This is a genomic window from Telmatobacter sp. DSM 110680, assembly GCF_039994875.1.
Classification (GTDB): Bacteria; Acidobacteriota; Terriglobia; order Terriglobales; family Acidobacteriaceae; genus Telmatobacter.
In genome coordinates this window covers 2,134,793-2,151,787 of record NZ_CP121196.1, presented here as the reverse complement: position 1 = coordinate 2,151,787, position 16,995 = coordinate 2,134,793, and the positions used below count along the sequence as shown (strand labels likewise).

10 protein-coding genes are annotated in these 16,995 nt (G+C 57.0%); 4 read left to right on the top strand and 6 right to left on the bottom strand.

What is annotated here, in order from left to right:
* Nucleotides 1-111: 111 nt before the first annotated feature.
* The 3 genes from P8935_RS08920 to P8935_RS08910 all read right to left on the bottom strand — a co-directional run bounded on the left by P8935_RS08920 (nucleotide 112) and on the right by P8935_RS08910 (nucleotide 5,962).
* On the bottom strand, nucleotides 112-1,551 hold the full coding sequence (locus P8935_RS08920) for a glycoside hydrolase family 47 protein (RefSeq protein WP_348264643.1): 1,440 nt from the start codon (nucleotides 1,549-1,551) through the stop codon (nucleotides 112-114).
* A 442-nt stretch (nucleotides 1,552-1,993) separates the two neighbouring features.
* The gene (locus P8935_RS08915) at nucleotides 1,994-3,130 is read right to left on the bottom strand and encodes a DEAD/DEAH box helicase (protein WP_348264642.1); all 1,137 of its coding nucleotides are present in this window, start codon (nucleotides 3,128-3,130) and stop codon (nucleotides 1,994-1,996) included.
* A gap of 573 nt (nucleotides 3,131-3,703) precedes the next feature.
* The gene (locus tag P8935_RS08910) at nucleotides 3,704-5,962 is read right to left on the bottom strand and encodes a winged helix-turn-helix domain-containing protein (RefSeq protein ID WP_348264641.1); all 2,259 of its coding nucleotides are present in this window, start codon (nucleotides 5,960-5,962) and stop codon (nucleotides 3,704-3,706) included.
* Between the two features lie 337 nt (nucleotides 5,963-6,299).
* Here P8935_RS08910 and P8935_RS08905 point away from each other — a divergent pair, with 337 nt between their 5' ends.
* Nucleotides 6,300-6,749: a c-type cytochrome gene (locus P8935_RS08905; RefSeq protein WP_348264640.1), complete on the top strand. Its 450-nt coding sequence runs from the start codon at nucleotides 6,300-6,302 to the stop codon at nucleotides 6,747-6,749.
* 200 nt (nucleotides 6,750-6,949) lie between these two features.
* Here P8935_RS08905 and P8935_RS08900 read toward each other — a convergent pair whose 3' ends face one another.
* From P8935_RS08900 to P8935_RS08890, 3 genes are all read right to left on the bottom strand, one after another.
* Nucleotides 6,950-7,819, bottom strand: coding sequence for a class II aldolase/adducin family protein (locus P8935_RS08900; protein ID WP_348264639.1), 870 nt, complete (start codon nucleotides 7,817-7,819; stop codon nucleotides 6,950-6,952).
* Nucleotides 7,820-8,397: 578 nt separating this feature from the next.
* The gene (locus tag P8935_RS08895) at nucleotides 8,398-9,732 is read right to left on the bottom strand and encodes a sugar porter family MFS transporter (RefSeq protein ID WP_348264638.1); all 1,335 of its coding nucleotides are present in this window, start codon (nucleotides 9,730-9,732) and stop codon (nucleotides 8,398-8,400) included.
* A 128-nt stretch (nucleotides 9,733-9,860) separates the two neighbouring features.
* Nucleotides 9,861-10,556 (bottom strand): XRE family transcriptional regulator, encoded by a 696-nt coding sequence (locus P8935_RS08890; RefSeq protein ID WP_348264637.1) that lies wholly within the window; start codon nucleotides 10,554-10,556, stop codon nucleotides 9,861-9,863.
* Nucleotides 10,557-10,628: 72 nt separating this feature from the next.
* On the opposite strand from P8935_RS08890, the gene P8935_RS08885 reads away from it, so the two are divergent.
* The 3 genes from P8935_RS08885 to P8935_RS08875 all read left to right on the top strand — a co-directional run bounded on the left by P8935_RS08885 (nucleotide 10,629) and on the right by P8935_RS08875 (nucleotide 16,981).
* Entirely contained in the window at nucleotides 10,629-11,855 is a 1,227-nt protein-coding gene (locus P8935_RS08885) for a DUF481 domain-containing protein (RefSeq protein ID WP_348264636.1), read from the top strand.
* A 428-nt stretch (nucleotides 11,856-12,283) separates the two neighbouring features.
* Nucleotides 12,284-14,065, top strand: a complete 1,782-nt coding sequence (locus tag P8935_RS08880; protein WP_348264635.1) for a winged helix-turn-helix domain-containing protein — start codon at nucleotides 12,284-12,286, stop codon at nucleotides 14,063-14,065.
* Between the two features lie 210 nt (nucleotides 14,066-14,275).
* A complete protein-coding gene (locus tag P8935_RS08875) occupies nucleotides 14,276-16,981 on the top strand; it encodes a glycoside hydrolase family 3 C-terminal domain-containing protein (RefSeq protein ID WP_348264634.1) in 2,706 nt (901 codons plus the stop codon).
* The last annotated feature ends 14 nt before the right edge of the window (nucleotides 16,982-16,995 follow it).

The following is a 16,995-nucleotide window of genomic DNA, read 5'->3' as shown; positions in this document are numbered from 1 at the left end:
GCACGTTGATTATGGGCGTCCCCATGCCCGACCGGTGTGATTTAAGTCACTCCGAGTCTGCCTGTACAGAGAAAATATTCGGGCCGCCTGGACCAGCCGCGACCGAACTGATCAGTGCTTCAGCCCAAGGTCCCGCTTCAAAGGATGCGCCTCAGTATTAAAAATCACCGAATCAAACTCCAGCGTCGACTCCGGCGCGAACAGCAAGTACAGATACTTCAGCGTCTCCGCAAAAAAGAAGCTCTCCATCGAATCCTTCTTCTTTTTGTTGCGCACATCGGCCAGCGCAGCGTACGCCTCATCCGTCCGGCAATACTTCACCAGGCTCTCAACATAAGTTTTCCCCATTGCCAGGTACTTCGCATCGTGCGTGTAGTGGTACAGATAGTAGGTCGACTCGATAATCTCCGGGCGCAACTCATAATTCGCGCTCGTGATTTGCATCTTCGCGTAGTCCAGCGTCTCCGGCTCAATACCCGCCATGGTCCACATCTTGTAGCTGGAGTCCTGCAGCTGCGCAGCCCGATGCACATCATCTCCCAGCGCCAGCACTGCCGGATAAAACGCATCCAGCGAGCCGTATTCCGTGTGCGTTCGCTGCCCGCTGTTCATATCCGCCTGCCCATACCAGAGCCCGTTCGGCCGCTCGTCGGCAAGGTACTTGTCGATCGCTCTCACGCTCTCCTGCCACATGCGCGCGCAATCCTTGTCATCGAATAGAATCGATGCCTTCAGCAGGTATTCGTAGTACGAATCAATGCCGCCCCTGATGCCGGATGTAGGATCGGTCCACTTTCCCGTCTCCACATCAATCTCCGACCCCACCAGCCCGATCGACGAACGCCTCTTGTACAACTCAACCAGCGCCCGCTTGGCCATGTCGTAGTAATTCTGTTTGCCGGTCAGCCGCGCCAGCATCCCATATTCCAGCAGCAGCGTCCCAATCTCCGCCGGATTGCTCTTCGTTCCGCGCACCGCTCCCGTGTGCAGATTCACATACTCATACGGCATCCCCGTCGGAGAATCGAACATCGGAGACATCCGCCGCCCCAAATCATCGGCCAGTTCCAGCAACCGCTTATCCCCGGTCATCTCGTAGCAGGAGATCAAACTCCCCAGCAGCCGAATCGTAATTTCGAAATCCTTCACGTAAATATCCTGATCAAGATTCAGTTTCGTATCGATCAGCATCCGCGCCTCATCTGCCTGCGGCTTCAGTCCCATCAGCGTCAGCGTGTCCAGCGCATCCACCGGCGTCATCAACAGGCTGTGTCCGTCCCCATACCAGTCGAACGGCTTCATGCTCAGCGGCTTCAGAGCATCATGTCCCCACGCGTACTTCTTATATCCATTCCACGCATGCAGAGCCTCAGCGCGAACCCGCTCCGCCATCTCCGCCTTCTCCGCATCGCTCATCGTCGTCACCGGTGCACTGGATGACGATGCAGCCGCAGCCTTATCGGTAGCGGCTGCACTCTGCGCAAAAGCAACCGACCCAAACAAAGCAGTCAATAAAAAAACAACCGGCAAACAAACCTTCAGAACGCGCATCGTCACCTTCCAGAAAACATCGCAACCATCATACGGAATCCGCCCTCTCGTCGGAGTGTCATCCTAAGCGAAGTCGAAGGATCTGCAGTTGCGTTTGTCTCGCCTCAGCATGAGCTCGAAGTGTTCCCTCAGTCCTTTCTCCGTACAAGCCGTGTCATCCTGAGCGAAGTCGAAGGATCTGCGGTTGCTCTTGTCTTCCATACGCACGAGCTTGGGTGTTCGCAGTGTTTTCCTGCGCGCGTGCCCGCCAAAGCTGAATCACTTCAGCCGTGTCATCCTGAGCGGAGCAGCTTGGGGCCCCAACGAAGTTGGGGTAAGCGGAGCGAAGGATCTGCTTTCGTGTTCAGTCCCGGTCATCAAGCAACTTCGAGCAAATAAAAACCACCCGGAACCAGTTTCGATTCCGGGTGGTTAGCTGAAGACTGAAAACTGATAACTGCTTCTACGCGGCCGTCTCACTCATCGACTTAACGCGAAACCGCTTCATCTGGATCGACAGCGTCCGCTCGATCTTCCGCAGATCGCCGCGCTCCGCCGGTCCGGCAAACGTCGAAGCCACGCCCTTGGCCGATGCACGCCCTGTACGGCCCACACGGTGAACAAAGTCTTCCGCCAGTTTCGGCATGTCGAAATTGATCACGTGTGCCACATTCGCCACGTCGATGCCGCGAGCAGCAACATCCGTAGCAACCAGCACGCGATGATGTCCTTCAGAGAAACTCCGCAGAGCCGAGTTCCGCTGCGACTGCGAGCGATCCCCGTGAATCTGCGTCGCCGACCAGCCTGAACGGCTAAGCCTGCGGGCCACGCGATCTGCGCCATGCTTGGTGCGAACAAAAACCAGGAAGCTGCCATCCTCGGATTCCAGAAGATGCTCAAGCAACTCCTGCTTCTGATCCGCAGCCACTTCAAACGTGCGCAGCTCGACATTCTCCGCCGGCTTCAACACCGAACCGATTTCGATGCGGACAGGGTTGTTGAGATACTTCCGCGCAACTTCCTTCACCGCGCCTTCCAGCGTAGCGGAGTAGCAAAGAGTCTGTCGATTTGCCGGCAGCGTGGTCGCAATGCGTGCGATCGCCGGCTGAAAGCCCATATCGAGCATCCGGTCGACTTCGTCCAGAACCAACATCTGGATCTGGTCCATCCGCACCAGTTTGCGCTTGAGGTAATCTTCGAGCCTGCCCGGCGTAGCCACGATCAACCGCGCACCGCGGCGAATCGCGTCAAGTTGGGGGCGTTCCTGCATACCTCCAACCACCAGCGCTACCGTCTGCTGCGAACTGGTCCGAATGGTCTTGAAGGCCGCTTCCACCTGCATCGCTAGTTCGCGCGTAGGCAGCAGAATCAGTGCCTGTGCCGCGTTCCGGTCCTGCGCCTTCTGCAGCATCTCCACGATCGGGATCAAAAATCCGAGCGTCTTGCCCGTTCCCGTCTGCGCCGTTGCCAGCACGTCGCGGCCTTCAAGAGCCGGAGGAATGCACCCCGCCTGTACCGGCGTGGGAGTTACAAAATTGTTGGTGTTGAGCCGCGCCATCAGCGGGGCCGAAAGATTGAACTGCGAGAACTGTGTCGTCAAAATATCGTCATTTCCTGGATTCCGGAGCCCATATTTCCCTGAGGCCTGCAATCGGAACCCGAACTTGCAGCCGCACACACGAATCCTGTTCACGTGCGCGCCTGCTCTTCAATTTATGCGTAAGGGAGAACCAAATACGTCCCGGGGACTGACCACCAGACTTTCCAACTTCTTCTGAGGTCCGGACCTGCCGCACGCTACTTAATGCCGCCGTTGGACTCACTGTCCGCAGGCACCACACTCAACAAACTGCTTGGAGCACACTGCTCCAGCCGGAGGTGGTTACGCTGTAGGGGCTTGGGGGAAATCTGTGCCAGGCTGAATTGCCTTAAATAAGAAGGGGCAAACCGCCGCTCACGTCCAAATCACTGAGCGCATGGCTAGTATAGCACGGCGACGCTTTTCGACTTCCCCGCTGCTGCTTGAGTCACAGAGACGAGCGAACCGCATGCTCCGCGCGGCCGTAGTTATCGAATGTTTGTCAATGAGTAATTGAGGGCTGGGCGGAGATGCAGGCACCACGAACGAATTTCGGACAGTGTCCATCTCAATGGGCGCTGTCACTGGACGCTGCTACTTCGTTTCCAGCGTGAGGGCGTAAATGTCAGAGGTTCCCACTTCATGAAGCACCAGCGGCGTGTCTTCCGCGTCGAGGCCCATCCAGTGGGTAAACACTCCAGTGGAACGAAACCCCTTCAGGTCGACAACACGTTCCGCATCGGCACCCGAAACGCGAACGCGATACACGCCTGGAAGATCGCCCCAATCGCGAAGGAAGAAAATGAATTGGCTGTCCCGTGACCACGCTGGAAAAGCAACGCCCTTCCCCTTGTCGAGCATCGACCATCGCTGCGCCTTGATGTCGAAGACCGCCAGGTCGCCATCAGACGAGATGCCGGCGATGAATCGGCCGTCAGGCGACCATCGCGGCGAGTGCTCCTCAGCCGATCCGGGCACAGGGGTTTCTCGATGGCTCGCAAGATCAAGGATCTGCAATGCGCCGTTCCCTGTAAAAACAATCCTGCGTCCGTCGGAGGACCAGCCCGGATCCCACTCCTCCTCCTTGTCTTCCGGGAAAACCTTCTGAGGCGTTCCGCCCTGGGCAGAAACGATGTAGCTCTGCATCTGGCCTTTCGAATCCGCACCGTCGAACAAGATTTGGGCGCCGTCCGGCGACCAGCTGGGCAAGATCGGATATAACGGCGGGTCGGTTAGTTGGACTGGATTGCTGCCATCCTGGTTGGCCCTCCACAGGACACCTTCAGGAAAAGTGACATACGCTACCGACTTACCATCCCTGGAGAAGGCGACGTCTTGCGCAGAGATACCTCCGAAGAAGGGTTGCAAGCGACGGGTTTTCGCATCGTAGCGTTCCAGTTCTCCGCGTGGGATGGTGCCTTGAGCAAAGATCTTTTTCCCGTCCTTACTGAGAACGGGTGTGAGCCAGCGGATTGGGCCGGAGGTCAGTTGAACCGGCTCGGCGGGCGCATGCCGGAACGGCCAGCGACGCTCATCGAGCGCCCAGAACTGCAGCGGCGGTTTTATGCTGAATGATCTGCTCGAGCGATCGCTCCACGACAAGAACAGGAAGAATCTCCCGTCGGGAGTCCAACGGCCGCCACTCTGCTGGGACGAGGGGCGCCAGTTCGGAAGCAATGGATGGAGTCCCGAGCCGTCCGACGACATCTCCCAAATCTGGTCGTCCAGGTACTGGGTAAACCGGATCCTGCGGCCGTCCGGTGACCAGGCCAGGTCAAATACAGGGCGCTTTACCGGGCCCACCCTGTGTGCTTCGCTGCCATCGCTCCGCATGACATAGATGCCCACGTCGTACTCGTAGTAAACGACGGATTTCCCGTCAGGAGACCAAGCCGCAGAGTCGATGCCACCGTCGGCCAGGCGCCGGCGCGAACCTCCTGGAACCCCCACACTCCACAGGCCCCACTTCTCTTGTGGACCCCCACTCGAAGAAACCAGCAAAGTAGACCCATCCGGCGAGACATCGAGCACAGAGTTATAGGGGTACGGGAATGCAACCGGGACGGGCGCGAGTTCTCCTCCAGAGGTCGCGACCTGGGCAAAGCCCCCCTGATCGGGAGACCTATTGAGGTAGAGCCTGACGCCGTCGGTTCCAGCAATATCCTTGCGGAGACCGTCGTGGGTGATCTGGGTAAATTCGGCTACTGGCAGCAAGGGCAGTGGGCGAAGCAGGTACAAGATTGCGGAAGCGACAATGAACGCGAAAACTGAAGTGAGCGCCGCCCACCGCCAAGAGACGACCTGTTTCACCCCGTCCATAATCTTGGACGGGATCGTAGCGGTCGCAATGTCGCGCTCGTTATGTGCAGGCAATTTGGTGGAGGTTTTTTCAACGGCCGAGGTTGGAAGAGCGATATTGATCTCGCTGCCATTTTCATTGTTCGGCGGAGGCGCTGGAGAGAGTCCGATGTCAAGGCCCTCCGGCTTCTCCACCGGATTCGTGAATCGAACTCCAATCACTGCTACGGGAGCGATGAAGCGGTAGCCCAGGCGGGGAAGCGTCTCAATAAAGCGCGGTGCATTCGCGTCATCGTCCAAGGCCTCCCGCAGCCTTTTGATGTTGTTGTTCAGAATATGTTCGAAGTCGACGAAGGTGTCTGCAGGCCAGAGTCTTGTTCGGAGTTCCTCGCGGGTGACCAACTCGCCGGCATGTTCCAGCAGAATCTCAAGCAAGTCAATGGGCTGGCCGTGAAGTTTCAGTTTAGAGCGATTCCGATAAAGCTCTCGGGTGCGGGGATTGAGCTCAAACGTGCCGAAGCGAACGGTATGGTCGGCCCGTGAATCGATCTTCATCGGGAAAACCCTCGAGCACAACGCGAAGTGCGAGATTCCAGATGTGAGGGCGAATAACCTGCACGTTTTTGTACGGCGGAAGTTTACCACTTACCGGAATTCAATGAACGCAACACTCCCCAAACTGCCTGCAGTTGAGGACTTGCCCGATTATCGAATTTGTATAGAGGAGTTATCGGCCTTTCATTGAAGCGTCGCCTGAGTAAGGTGCAAGATGCCGCCGTGATTTGGTCAGGTCAAAAGCCAGGGCGGTCCGGAAGCGGCGGCGATTCTTCAACCCCTTTCGGAGTTGCCCCCTTCCGCTCCGCCCTGCCAGATCTTTTGAAAGGGGAAGAGTATGAAACACCTCAGGATTTTGATGTTCATCTTCGTTGCTTGTCTGGCTTCGACCTCATGGTCGCAAAGCAAGGAAAAGGAAATCAAGTTGGCGCCGGTACCATACAGCGATCCGACTTCGGGTGCGCAGATGTACAAGGATTACTGCGCTTCTTGCCATGGGCTTCAGGGAAAGGGTGACGGGCCAGCCGCTCAATTCGTCAAGGCAGCGCCGACGGATCTGAGCAGGTTGGCGGAACGCAACGACGGCAAGTACCCGCGGATGAAAGTAGAGGGGATTTTGAAGTTCGGCTTGAAGGGCCACGCGCACGGATCAATCGACATGCCGATCTGGGGAGACCTGTTCCAGTCGCGGTTCGGGCAAGCGCCGGATTTGAGAGCGAACAATCTCGTCAAATTCGTGGCGTCACTGCAGCAAGGGGGGGCGAAGAGTGCGGTGCTGAATCGCTAAAAACCAGAAATCAAATGCTAGACATGCTGCCTGCTGTTGGGGCGGCATGTCTCGTTTGAACGCTCGGTCGGTCTCAACTTCTGGATTCCGGGTGGCTGGTGGACGAACCGTCAAATACTCATCAGTAAACTGGATCGCCATCACAAGCGGACCTAAGACTGCATCTCATTGGGGCAGCGGAGTCCCGATTTGTACAGCAGCTACCGCTCTTCCAGCCGCGACACCACCTGCCGCACCAACTTCTCCAACTCCGGATTCACTGGTGCATTCGCAGCTTCCGCTTTTGGCAGCAGCGGCTCCATGCGCGCATCCGGGAACCCAAGCTTCCGCTTCAACGCCAGAATCTCCTGGATCTTCTCCTCGGGAATATGTGTCAGCGGCTTGCCAATCTGCTTGGCAATCAGGTACGTCTTGCAATACGACTCAAGAATCTCCGTCAGCCACTCGGCATGCGTCACCGTGTCGCTCCAGCAGACCACACCGTGATTCGCAAGCAGAATCGTGTTGTGATCCCGCACAAACGGCAACACCGTCTCGGCAAAAGCATGCGTTCCCGGAGTCTCATAGTGCGCAAGTGCAGCCGGACCGATAAAAATTTCGTACTCCGAGATCAAGCCCACCGGCGGAGCCGTTCCCGTCAGCGAAAAAGCAGTCGCATACGGTGGATGGCAATGAACGACCGCGCGCGCCCGCGGATTGGCGCGATAAATCTCCAGATGCAACAGCAATTCGCTAGTACGCAGCCGATCCCCGGCCACAATGTTCCCTTCCATATCCGACAAACAGATATCCGCCGGCTCCAGATCGCGCTTGCTCATCATCGTCGGAGTACACAGCACGTATTTGGTGCCCAGCCGGCAGCTGATATTGCCTCCGTTGCCGTCAACATACTGCCGCTCCCAAAGCTTGCGACCTGCACGAATGATCTCCGCGCGAAGAGATTCGGCCTCAAACGAACTCGATGCCGCCGACGGCGAAAGCTCGTCAGGCTTGGGCACCCGCAAAGCCTCCACAACGGCTTCGACGACTTCTCTGACCTGTTCCGAAATCGGATTTGCAATCTGCTCCATACAAACCTCACAGGGACAGCGTCAACGCCGCGCCTACACACCCAACATCTCGATCCCACCTCTACGTATAGGTCGGAACGCACTTCCCTGTTGGTGACAAGGATCACCGGGGCGCATTCACGTGCCAGTTTGCACTCTTCCCAAAGTCGTCCTCCTGAGGAGCGGAGTGAGGATATGCGTCTGTTTTTGCTGCTTTCGCGTCCCGGCCACGTCCGCAGGTCAAGCGTCACGTTCGCAAAGTAGCCACTAAGTGCCTGTATCCACTAACTAAACTATTTCGCCCAATTTGCAGGTAATTGCATGCCATTGGAGCACAATAAAAGCACTAAGACGCTCTGGCTCGGCTTGCGATTGAAAGGACTCCCGCGCAAAATCGCGCGCAATCACGCGATTCTTACGGAAGGCGCCCATAAGTCTAATGCTGAGAGGAATCTGCGGCTAAGTCCAATTGACAGTAGACTTTGCAGCCATCAGCACCGCCTAACCCATTGAAACGAGAAATCTTCCCTACAGAGTATGGGAGGGGGGTCTGGCGCAGGATCTGTAGTCCAACGCCGTCGCATCCCAGCGCTGGCCGGTCAGTCCGCCACGACCAGCTTCCTTTGAAGGGCTTCCAGCGTTTGACCCTTCGTCTCGGGATAGGTAAAGAGCACGGTAAGGAATTGCACCACCGTCATCACCGAGAAGAAAACAAACGGCACGCTCTGCCCCAGGTGCGACGCGACCCACGGGAAGCTCAACGCAATGATGGTATTCATTGTCCAGTGGCTCGCATTGCCAACGCCCTGCCCCTTTGAGCGGACAGCGTTTGGAAACACCTCGCCGATATATACCCAGATCACCGCACCTTGCGACATCGCGAAGAAAGCAATATACCCGATCAGCAGCCATACCAGCATTCCCTGGTGGGCGTTGCTGCGATAGATCCAAGCCACGCCTGCCAGGCAACTCGCCGTGCCTGCTGCACCGATCAGCAGGAGCGTCTTGCGCCCCGCCCTGTCGATCATGCTCATCCCGATCATGGTGAAAATCAGGTTGGTAAACCCGATCGCGATCGCCTGCTGATCACCCGATAACTGGCTGAATCCCGCAGCCTGAAAAATGTCATTCAGGTAATACAGAATTGCGTTGATTCCGGCCAGCTGGTTGAATGCCCCAATCGTGATCGCCAGGAATAACGGATAGCGATATTTCCATCGGAACACCGGCTCATGTGCCGTTGCATGTTCTTCAGCCAGCGCCTTGCGAATGTCCGCCAGTTCCGCTTCAGGCTCAGGCTCGCCCATAAGCTTGAGAACTTCCAGTGCTTCATCGATGCGATCGCGCGAAGCCGACCACCGTGGACTGCGCGGAATCCCGAAGAGCAGAATCAGGAAACCCAACGCCGGAACCGCCGCGACGCCTACTTGCCAGCGCCATTCCGTCGCGCCCAGGTGCAGCAAACGGATCAGGTAATTCGACGTATACGCAACCAGGATGCCGAAGACCACGTTAAACTGGAACGCACCCACCAGCCGTCCGCGCCACTTGGCCGGAGCGAGTTCCGCGATATACACAGGCCCCAGCACCGACGACGCGCCAATCCCCAATCCGCCGATAAACCGGAAGATCATCAGCGAAGGCCAGTTCCACGCCAGCGCACTTCCCAATGCCGAAACGATATAGAGCACCGCAGTCAGCCGCAGCGTTTCGCGCGAACCCAACTTGTGACCCACCACGCCGGCGCTGAACGACCCCACCACCGTCCCAATCAGCGCAATCGCGACCGTCCATCCCTTGCCGTAGTCGCTCAGCCCATACAGCTTCACGACGGAATCGATGATCCCGGAGATCACAACTGTATCGAATCCAAAAAGCAGGCCACCGAGCGCTCCGGTCAGAGTCGCTTTCATCAGGTTCAGATTGGGTCGCATAGTCTCGCTGTCCTTGCCATTCGAACTTGCACTGTCATGAATGCAAGGAACATCCTACAGACCTCGCCCGCCAGCGGTAAATCCTGAAGAGCTACTGTCGCGATTGCAGCGATATTTTCGGAAATGCGTCAGCCCTCATGCCGATTACCCGGCGTCACCGACAGCACGCGGCAGCGGTCTGTTCCCTGCGCGCCCCACGCGATGGCCATGTCGCTGTCAACATACGCGCAGTCACCCGTTTCCAGGACTTCATGCATTCCGCCCGAGTCCATCTGCAGCTTCCCCTCCAGCACATAAACAAGGCTGCACGCCGGCTGTCCACCTTCCGACATTGTCCCGCTGGCGCCCTGCGGATACTCAACCATTCGCGCCACCAGACGCGCATCCGAAGTCAATGCGTGCAGAAGCACCTGCTTTACTCCATCCTGACCTCGCCCATTTCCGATGAGATGGGCCTTGCGCGTAATCGCAAGGGTATGCTTCGCGGCATCCGAAAAAAAATAGCTCAGTCCGACTCCATAGACCCGGCAGATGTTCGCCAGGGTCGGCAGCGTTGGGATCATCCTGTCTGTTTCCAGTTTCGAAAGCAATGCGGTCGACAAGTTGGTTTCCACCGCCAGCCGCGAAAGCGTCAAATGTCTTTGCGTGCGCAGTGTGCGCAGCTTCATGCCAATGCTGTAAGGTTCCAGCGCCCAACGTGCATAAGACGGTCCGTTTGCCATCGCTCTTACCTCGCGCAACAAGTCTTCCGCGAATCCGGCTTCCATCATCTGAAAGATTTCTGAATTCCGGCTTATGCGCATCGCATGTAAACGCTTTAGCATGTTAATTACGTCGTTGCAGCCCTCGACCGGCGATCATGAAGAATGTCAAAAATCTGAAAGAGGATCACCCCCATGACCCTGCTTACCGCCTTTCTATTCCGTCGCGCCCTGATCTCCCGTTTGCCTCAACGCCTCGCCCTCATTCCATTCGCGATGCTTTTCTGCGCCCTGGCAAGCCCCGGGTATCTCACTGCGCAAGCTAAAGACGCCGCGCCCGATGAGCTAGTCCTCAGCAACGGCGACACCCTCCACGGCAAACTCGTCAATGAGATTGGCGGCAAAGTGACGTTCCACTCCGATCCGCTAGGAGACGTCACGCTTGGCTGGGACAAGATCAAGGAACTGCACACCAGCGGCAATTTCGCCGTGATCGATAAAAACGTGAAGATTCGTGGCAAGAAGAGTTCAAAGACGATTCCCAACGGCACCATCGAAGTCGCCAATCAGTCGCTTACCCTGCATACCGACAACGCGCCGGCGCCGATCCCCGTTGCCGATGCCGCATTCATCATGGACAAAGCCACCCTTGATAAGCAGCTCTTTCATTCTCCCAGCTTCCTTTCCGGATGGAATGGTGCTGCCACGGCCGGCGCGGCGATCGTCACCGCAAGCCAAAACCAGTACACGTTCTCCGGCGGCATCGGCATGGTGCGCGTGGTGCCCACCGCCAGCTGGTTGAATCCACGCGATCGTACGTCGTTCGATTTCAGCGGCTCTTACGGGAAAATCACCCAGCCCGCATTCACAATTCCCACGACACCTCCAACCTTCGTACCTGCCGTGGTCACCAAGTCCGCTCTTTACCATGCCGATGCAGAGCGCGATGAGTATTTGTCGCCACGCTTCTTCGCCCTGGGACAGACTGCCTTCGATCACAATTACGCTCAAAACCTAGATCTTCAGCAAATCTATGGCGGTGGGATCGGTTGGACTGCTCTCAAAACCGCAAAGCAGGAAGCCGACCTCAAAGCAACGATTCAGTACGAGAAGCAACAGTTCTTTTATTCTGGTTCGAACCAGAACCTGATCGGATCGACGCTGTCACTCTCGTATGTGCTCCATCACAAAAACGTGGTCTATACGCAAGGTCTCGCCTTCATCCCGGCGTTCAACAATCCTCACGCTTATTCCGCCGATGAAACCAATACGCTGGCGTTTCCCGCATACAAAAATCTCAGCTTCTCCTTGGGAACCTTGGACAGCTACATCAACAACACGCCCGCTTCAGACCCGCCATCGAAACATAATTCGTTCCAATTCACCATGGGCTTCACATACGCAATCAAATCAAAGTATTAAGCCGATACATTTGAAGCTTCCTGGTTAAGCATTCGGCCTTGCATGAGACCTCGCCTCCCCGAGGTCTCATGTCGTGATGTGAAAGTTAATCCAGCCGATCTCTGAACCAACCATCCTACGGCATTCCAATTTTGTGAGCGATATTTCGCGAAACTCGCACCAGATTTTCCTATTACGAAACTGCGCGCAGTAACTTCCCACTACGTTACCAATACCTCCGACAAAAGACAGACTTCATCACACCTGAATAACGCAGTTAAGGTACATAATTGGTGCGCGAAACGAAATATTTCCGGAGTTATTGATTCCGAACGGAGGGATCTTTTCTTTCATTTTCATTCCCCAAGACAATGTGATTGCACAAAGGAGGCCGTCAGCTTTTGAGTTCAATGAAACTCAGAGCAGTTTTCCGAAATTCGAGGTAGAAGATGGTTCAATCCCGTCCTGCATCAAGTTTTAGCGCTCTACCTGGTCGCGCAGTCACTTTCGGAAATCTCCATCTTGGAGCGGACGGCACACTCACCCGCGGCGCTGAGGTTATTCATCTTCCACCCAAGGAACTTGCCGCTCTGAACGTTTTGCTAGCGCATGCGGGAAACATCGTCACTCACCGCGAATTGAAACAGGCACTCTGGGGCGATGTGCATGTCACTGACGACAGCGTGACCAAATGCCTCTCCTCACTCCGCGAGTTGCTAGCACCCGACGACTACATTCAAACCGTCTACAAACGCGGCTACCGGCTCTCCACAGATGTACACAAGAGCGAAGTCGAATCGCTTCCGCCGGGACCGCGGTTGGTTATCGTGCCATTTGCGGTAGAGATGAATGTGCCCGCTCATCTTGGCCCATCGATCGCTGAGGAAACAATCTCCCTTCTCACTGCTGATCGACTTTCCCCGGTGCACCTCCTTGCACGAGATTCCGCATTCTCTCTCTCGGCGCGGGGGATCACCGCGCAGCAGGTGGGAGAAGCCCTGCAGGCTGATCTCGTACTTACGGGGACGCTTCGAGCCCTGCCTTCGCACTTTCGTTTGCGCGCAGAGATGATCCAAGTTGCCGACGGTACACAGATCTGGGTCGAAGACATGTTAGTCCCTCAAGCGCGAATCGCGGCGCTGGAGTCGGAGTTAGCGAATCGCCTCTACGTTCGCCTCAGCACCTACGATTCGTTTCTTTCCCGGCGGAATACCGCAGGCCCCGGCAAGTTGGACGATCCGCAGCGTCGCCAAGCTTACGAGCTTTTCCTGCGCGGACACCACGAATGGCAGACACTGCAGCGTCACCGCATGCAGGATGGCATTCAGCATCTGCTGCGAGCAGCCGAACTCGATCCCAGCCTATATGCCTCACATATCGATCTCGCCAACGCACGCGTGGTTCAGATGATCTCCGGCTTTGTACCGCCAGTCGAGGCAGCACAGCAGGTGCGCTTGGCCGCCGAAGCCATCCCCGCTCCCATGGAAGGCGCAGAGGCCGTGCTTCCCGCGCTCGGTTGGGTCCGTTTTCATGTTGACCATGATTTGCCGGGAGCCATTCGCGCTTTTTCTGGTAGTGCGCACCTTCCTCACGAAACGTCGATCACGCGCCATCGCTCGCTGTTCTCATTGAGCCGTCACCGCTTCGTTGAAGCCATTGAATTGCTCACCCAGGCGCTGCATGCAGATCCCTACTCCCCGTGGGTGAACGCCCGCCTAGCTTGGGCTTACCATTTATCTGGAGAAGCCGCGAAGAGCGTGGCTCAGGCTGAACACGCGCTCGACATCTTCCCAAATCACGAAAGCACGAATATCTACGGCGCGATCATCCTCGCCTTTAACGGTCATGCAGACCGCGCCATCACCGTCGCCGAGAATCTAGCGCGGCAAGTTCCCTATTTCGATCCGGCAACCGCAGTCTGTGGCTACGCGTTGGCTCAGGCCGGACGAGCAGACGAAGCTCGTTCCATCCTCGAGCGTCTCCAGTGGCTCAGCCGCGAACGTTTCGTCTTGAGTTCATTCACTGCTCCCATTTGCGCAGCCCTTGGAGATGTAGAAGGGGCCATCGCGGAAATGCAGACAGCCGCCGAATCGCGATGCCCTTGGTTTTTTCAGATGCTCGCCGATCCTCGTCTCGAGTCGCTACACCGCCATCCCAAATTCACAGCCTGGCAAGCAATGCTTGAACGCATGGAGACGGCGGCTGAGAAGAAGTCCGCCCAGGAACACTAGGACGAACCATGCTCGCAAAGCGCTCAAAGTAAACCGATAAACCTAGCCAATCGTAGCCTTAACCTAGTACATTTTTTCCGCTGACCTTTCTTGTACGAGACCCGTGCGCGAATACGTCGGCGAACGCTGGCGCAACCGCGATTTAGCCCGGCAGAAACCGACCCGTCCGTGCTCTGACGAGTGCGGGCGCAGCTTATGGAGGAACAAATAATGCCGCTTCATCGCTGGCTTTTCATTCTGCTTTTGACCTTTGCCGTGTTTGCCGCAAATGCGTCCGCACAGGAAGCTGCTTATCTCAACACAAATCTCTCTCCGCAGGAACGCGCCCATGACCTTGTCGGTCGCATGACGCTCGATGAAAAAGCTGCGCAGCTCGAAGATTGGGCCACCGCCATTCCCCGTCTCGGCATTCCCGACTATCAGACATGGAACGAATCCCTTCATGGAGTCGCGCGGGCTGGATATGCCACGGTATTTCCCCAGGCCATCGGCATGGCCGCCACATGGGACCCAAGAATGGTGCGCAACATGGGCAATGTCATCTCCTCAGAAGCTCGTGCCAAATACAACGAGGCCCAGCACGAAGGCAATCACCGCATCTTCTACGGACTCACCTTCTGGTCGCCCAACATCAACATCTTCCGCGATCCCCGCTGGGGACGCGGCCAGGAAACCTACGGCGAAGATCCCTTCCTCACGGGTCGTCTCGGCATCGCTTTCATCGGAGGAGTTCAGGGCAATGACTTGCAGCATCTACGCGCCGTTGCCACCAGCAAACACTTCGCCGTGCATAGCGGCCCTGAATCGTTGCGTCACGGCTTCAACGTTGATCCCAGCCCGCGCGATCTCGAAGAGACTTATCTACCGGCTTTCCGCGCCACCGTTACAGAGGGCCACGTGCAATCCGTGATGTGCGCCTACAACTCCATCGACGAGTTTCCAGCCTGCACTAACAAGATGCTTCTGAAGGAACATCTCCGCGATGCTTGGGGGTTCAAGGGCTTCGTGGTCTCAGACTGCGGCGCCATCGTGGATGTGAACCAGGGCCACAAGAAGACGCCCGACATCATGCATTCGGCCGCCCTGTCATTGCAGGCTGGCACCGATCTTTCCTGCAGTATCTGGACACCTGGCTTCAACACCCTCGCCAACGCAGTGCACAAAGGACTTGTCACGGAAGACCTGGTCACACAGGCCGCCGAGCGTCTTTATACCGCGCGCTTTCAACTCGGCATGTTCGATCCGCTCGGCTCCTCCTTCGATCGCATCCCATTCTCATCTGTAGCCTCCGACGCTAATCGCCAGACCTCGCGCAAGGCTGCGGAGGAGAGCATGGTGCTACTCAAGAACAACGGCACGCTCCCTCTCAAGACTCCTGAAAAGATCGCCGTCATCGGACCAACTGCGGACTCATTGCCTTCGATCCTCGGCAACTACGTGGGCACACCGCTTCATCCCGTCACGCCTCTCGATGGCATGCTCAATCAGTTCAAGAGCACGCCCATCCTCTACGCACAAGGTTCCATGCTCGCGGAAGGCTTCGGAGTACCTGTGCCGCGTACTGCCTTCGGTATCAACAAAGGACTGAAGACCGAGTTCTTCGCCACTCCTGACTGGACAGGCCGCCCGGTCGCCACTGAAACCGAACCCCTCGTCCAGACCGATTGGGAAAACGCCAAGCCTCGCCCTGAGGTCGAGACCCGCAACTACTCTGTGCGCTGGAGCGGCACCATCGCTGCGCCCGCGCCCGGTCACTACATATTCACAGTCGAACTCGGCGACAGCTTTCCCTATTCGCCGGAAGAAGGCTATCGTCTGACCATAGACGGTAAGGTGCTCGGTGAAGGAAGTCTTCGCGCCAAGCTTGACCTCTCCACGATGGGCAATTTCCATGCGGAGGCCGGTGCGTCTCCCACCGCCCCGCCGGTGATGAGCTTCGCCAAACCGACAAAAATCGCATTCGACTTCCCCGACACCCGAGAGCACGAATTCAAGCTCGAGTACTCCCACGCGGCCGATCAGTCCGGCGGAGGACTAACGCTGAAATGGGAAGCTCCCGCCCAGGCCCAGATCGACGAAGCAGTAGCACGCGCCAAAGAAGCTGAAGTCGTCGTAGCCTTCGTCGGGCTCTCGCCTCAACTCGAAGGCGAGGAAATGCCCATCAAGATCCCCGGCTTCAGCGGCGGCGATCGCACCAGCCTCGATCTGCCAGGGCCTCAGCAGAAATTGCTAGAAGCCTTGGCAGCGACTGGAAAGCCTATCGTCGTCGTTCTGCAAAGCGGAAGCGCCATCGCCCTCAACTGGGCGAACGAACGTACTGCTGCAATCCTGGAAGCCTGGTACCCCGGCGTCGATGGCGGCACGGCAATTGCTCGTACCCTCGCCGGACTGAATAATCCCGCTGGACGCCTGCCCGTCACCTTCTACGCCTCGCTCGACGGCCTTCCCGCCTTCACTGACTACTCACTGAAAGGTCGCACCTATCGCTACTTCACGGGCAAGCCGCTCTGGGGATTCGGCTATGGCCTCAGCTATTCGAAATTCACCTACGGCCCGGTCAAGCTCTCCTCCTCCAATCTCAAAGCAGGAGATCCCATCACTGCGACTGTCAGCGTCACCAACAACGGCACCATGAGCGGCGACGAAGTTGTCGAAGCTTACCTGAGAACTCCACAGGAGGGTGGCCCCATCCACACACTAGTCGGCTTCGACCGCGTCACCATCGGCCCCGGCGCCAGCAAGGAAGTCTCCCTCAAGATCGAGCCACGCTCACTCTCGAGCGTGGACGATCAGGGCAACCGCTCCATTCTCGCCGGCAAATACACACTGACACTCGGCGGCGCACAACCTGAAGAGACAAAAGCAAAATCAGAAGCTGGCTTCACCGTCATCGGCACTGCATCGCTTCCGAAATAGCTGCACCAACATCG

Bases quoted from the DNA above. Each gene is read 5' to 3' on its own strand.
- P8935_RS08920 (WP_348264643.1), bottom strand. From the start codon at position 1,551: ATGCGCGTTCTGAAGGTTTGTTTGCCGGTTGTTTTTTTATTGACTGCT.
- P8935_RS08880 (WP_348264635.1), top strand. From the start codon at position 12,284: ATGGTTCAATCCCGTCCTGCATCAAGTTTTAGCGCTCTACCTGGTCGC.
- P8935_RS08895 (WP_348264638.1), bottom strand. From the start codon at position 9,732: ATGCGACCCAATCTGAACCTGATGAAAGCGACTCTGACCGGAGCGCTC.
- P8935_RS08890 (WP_348264637.1), bottom strand. From the start codon at position 10,556: ATGCTAAAGCGTTTACATGCGATGCGCATAAGCCGGAATTCAGAAATC.
- P8935_RS08875 (WP_348264634.1), top strand. From the start codon at position 14,276: ATGCCGCTTCATCGCTGGCTTTTCATTCTGCTTTTGACCTTTGCCGTG.
- P8935_RS08885 (WP_348264636.1), top strand. From the start codon at position 10,629: ATGACCCTGCTTACCGCCTTTCTATTCCGTCGCGCCCTGATCTCCCGT.
- P8935_RS08900 (WP_348264639.1), bottom strand. From the start codon at position 7,819: ATGGAGCAGATTGCAAATCCGATTTCGGAACAGGTCAGAGAAGTCGTC.
- P8935_RS08905 (WP_348264640.1), top strand. From the start codon at position 6,300: ATGAAACACCTCAGGATTTTGATGTTCATCTTCGTTGCTTGTCTGGCT.
- P8935_RS08910 (WP_348264641.1), bottom strand. From the start codon at position 5,962: ATGAAGATCGATTCACGGGCCGACCATACCGTTCGCTTCGGCACGTTT.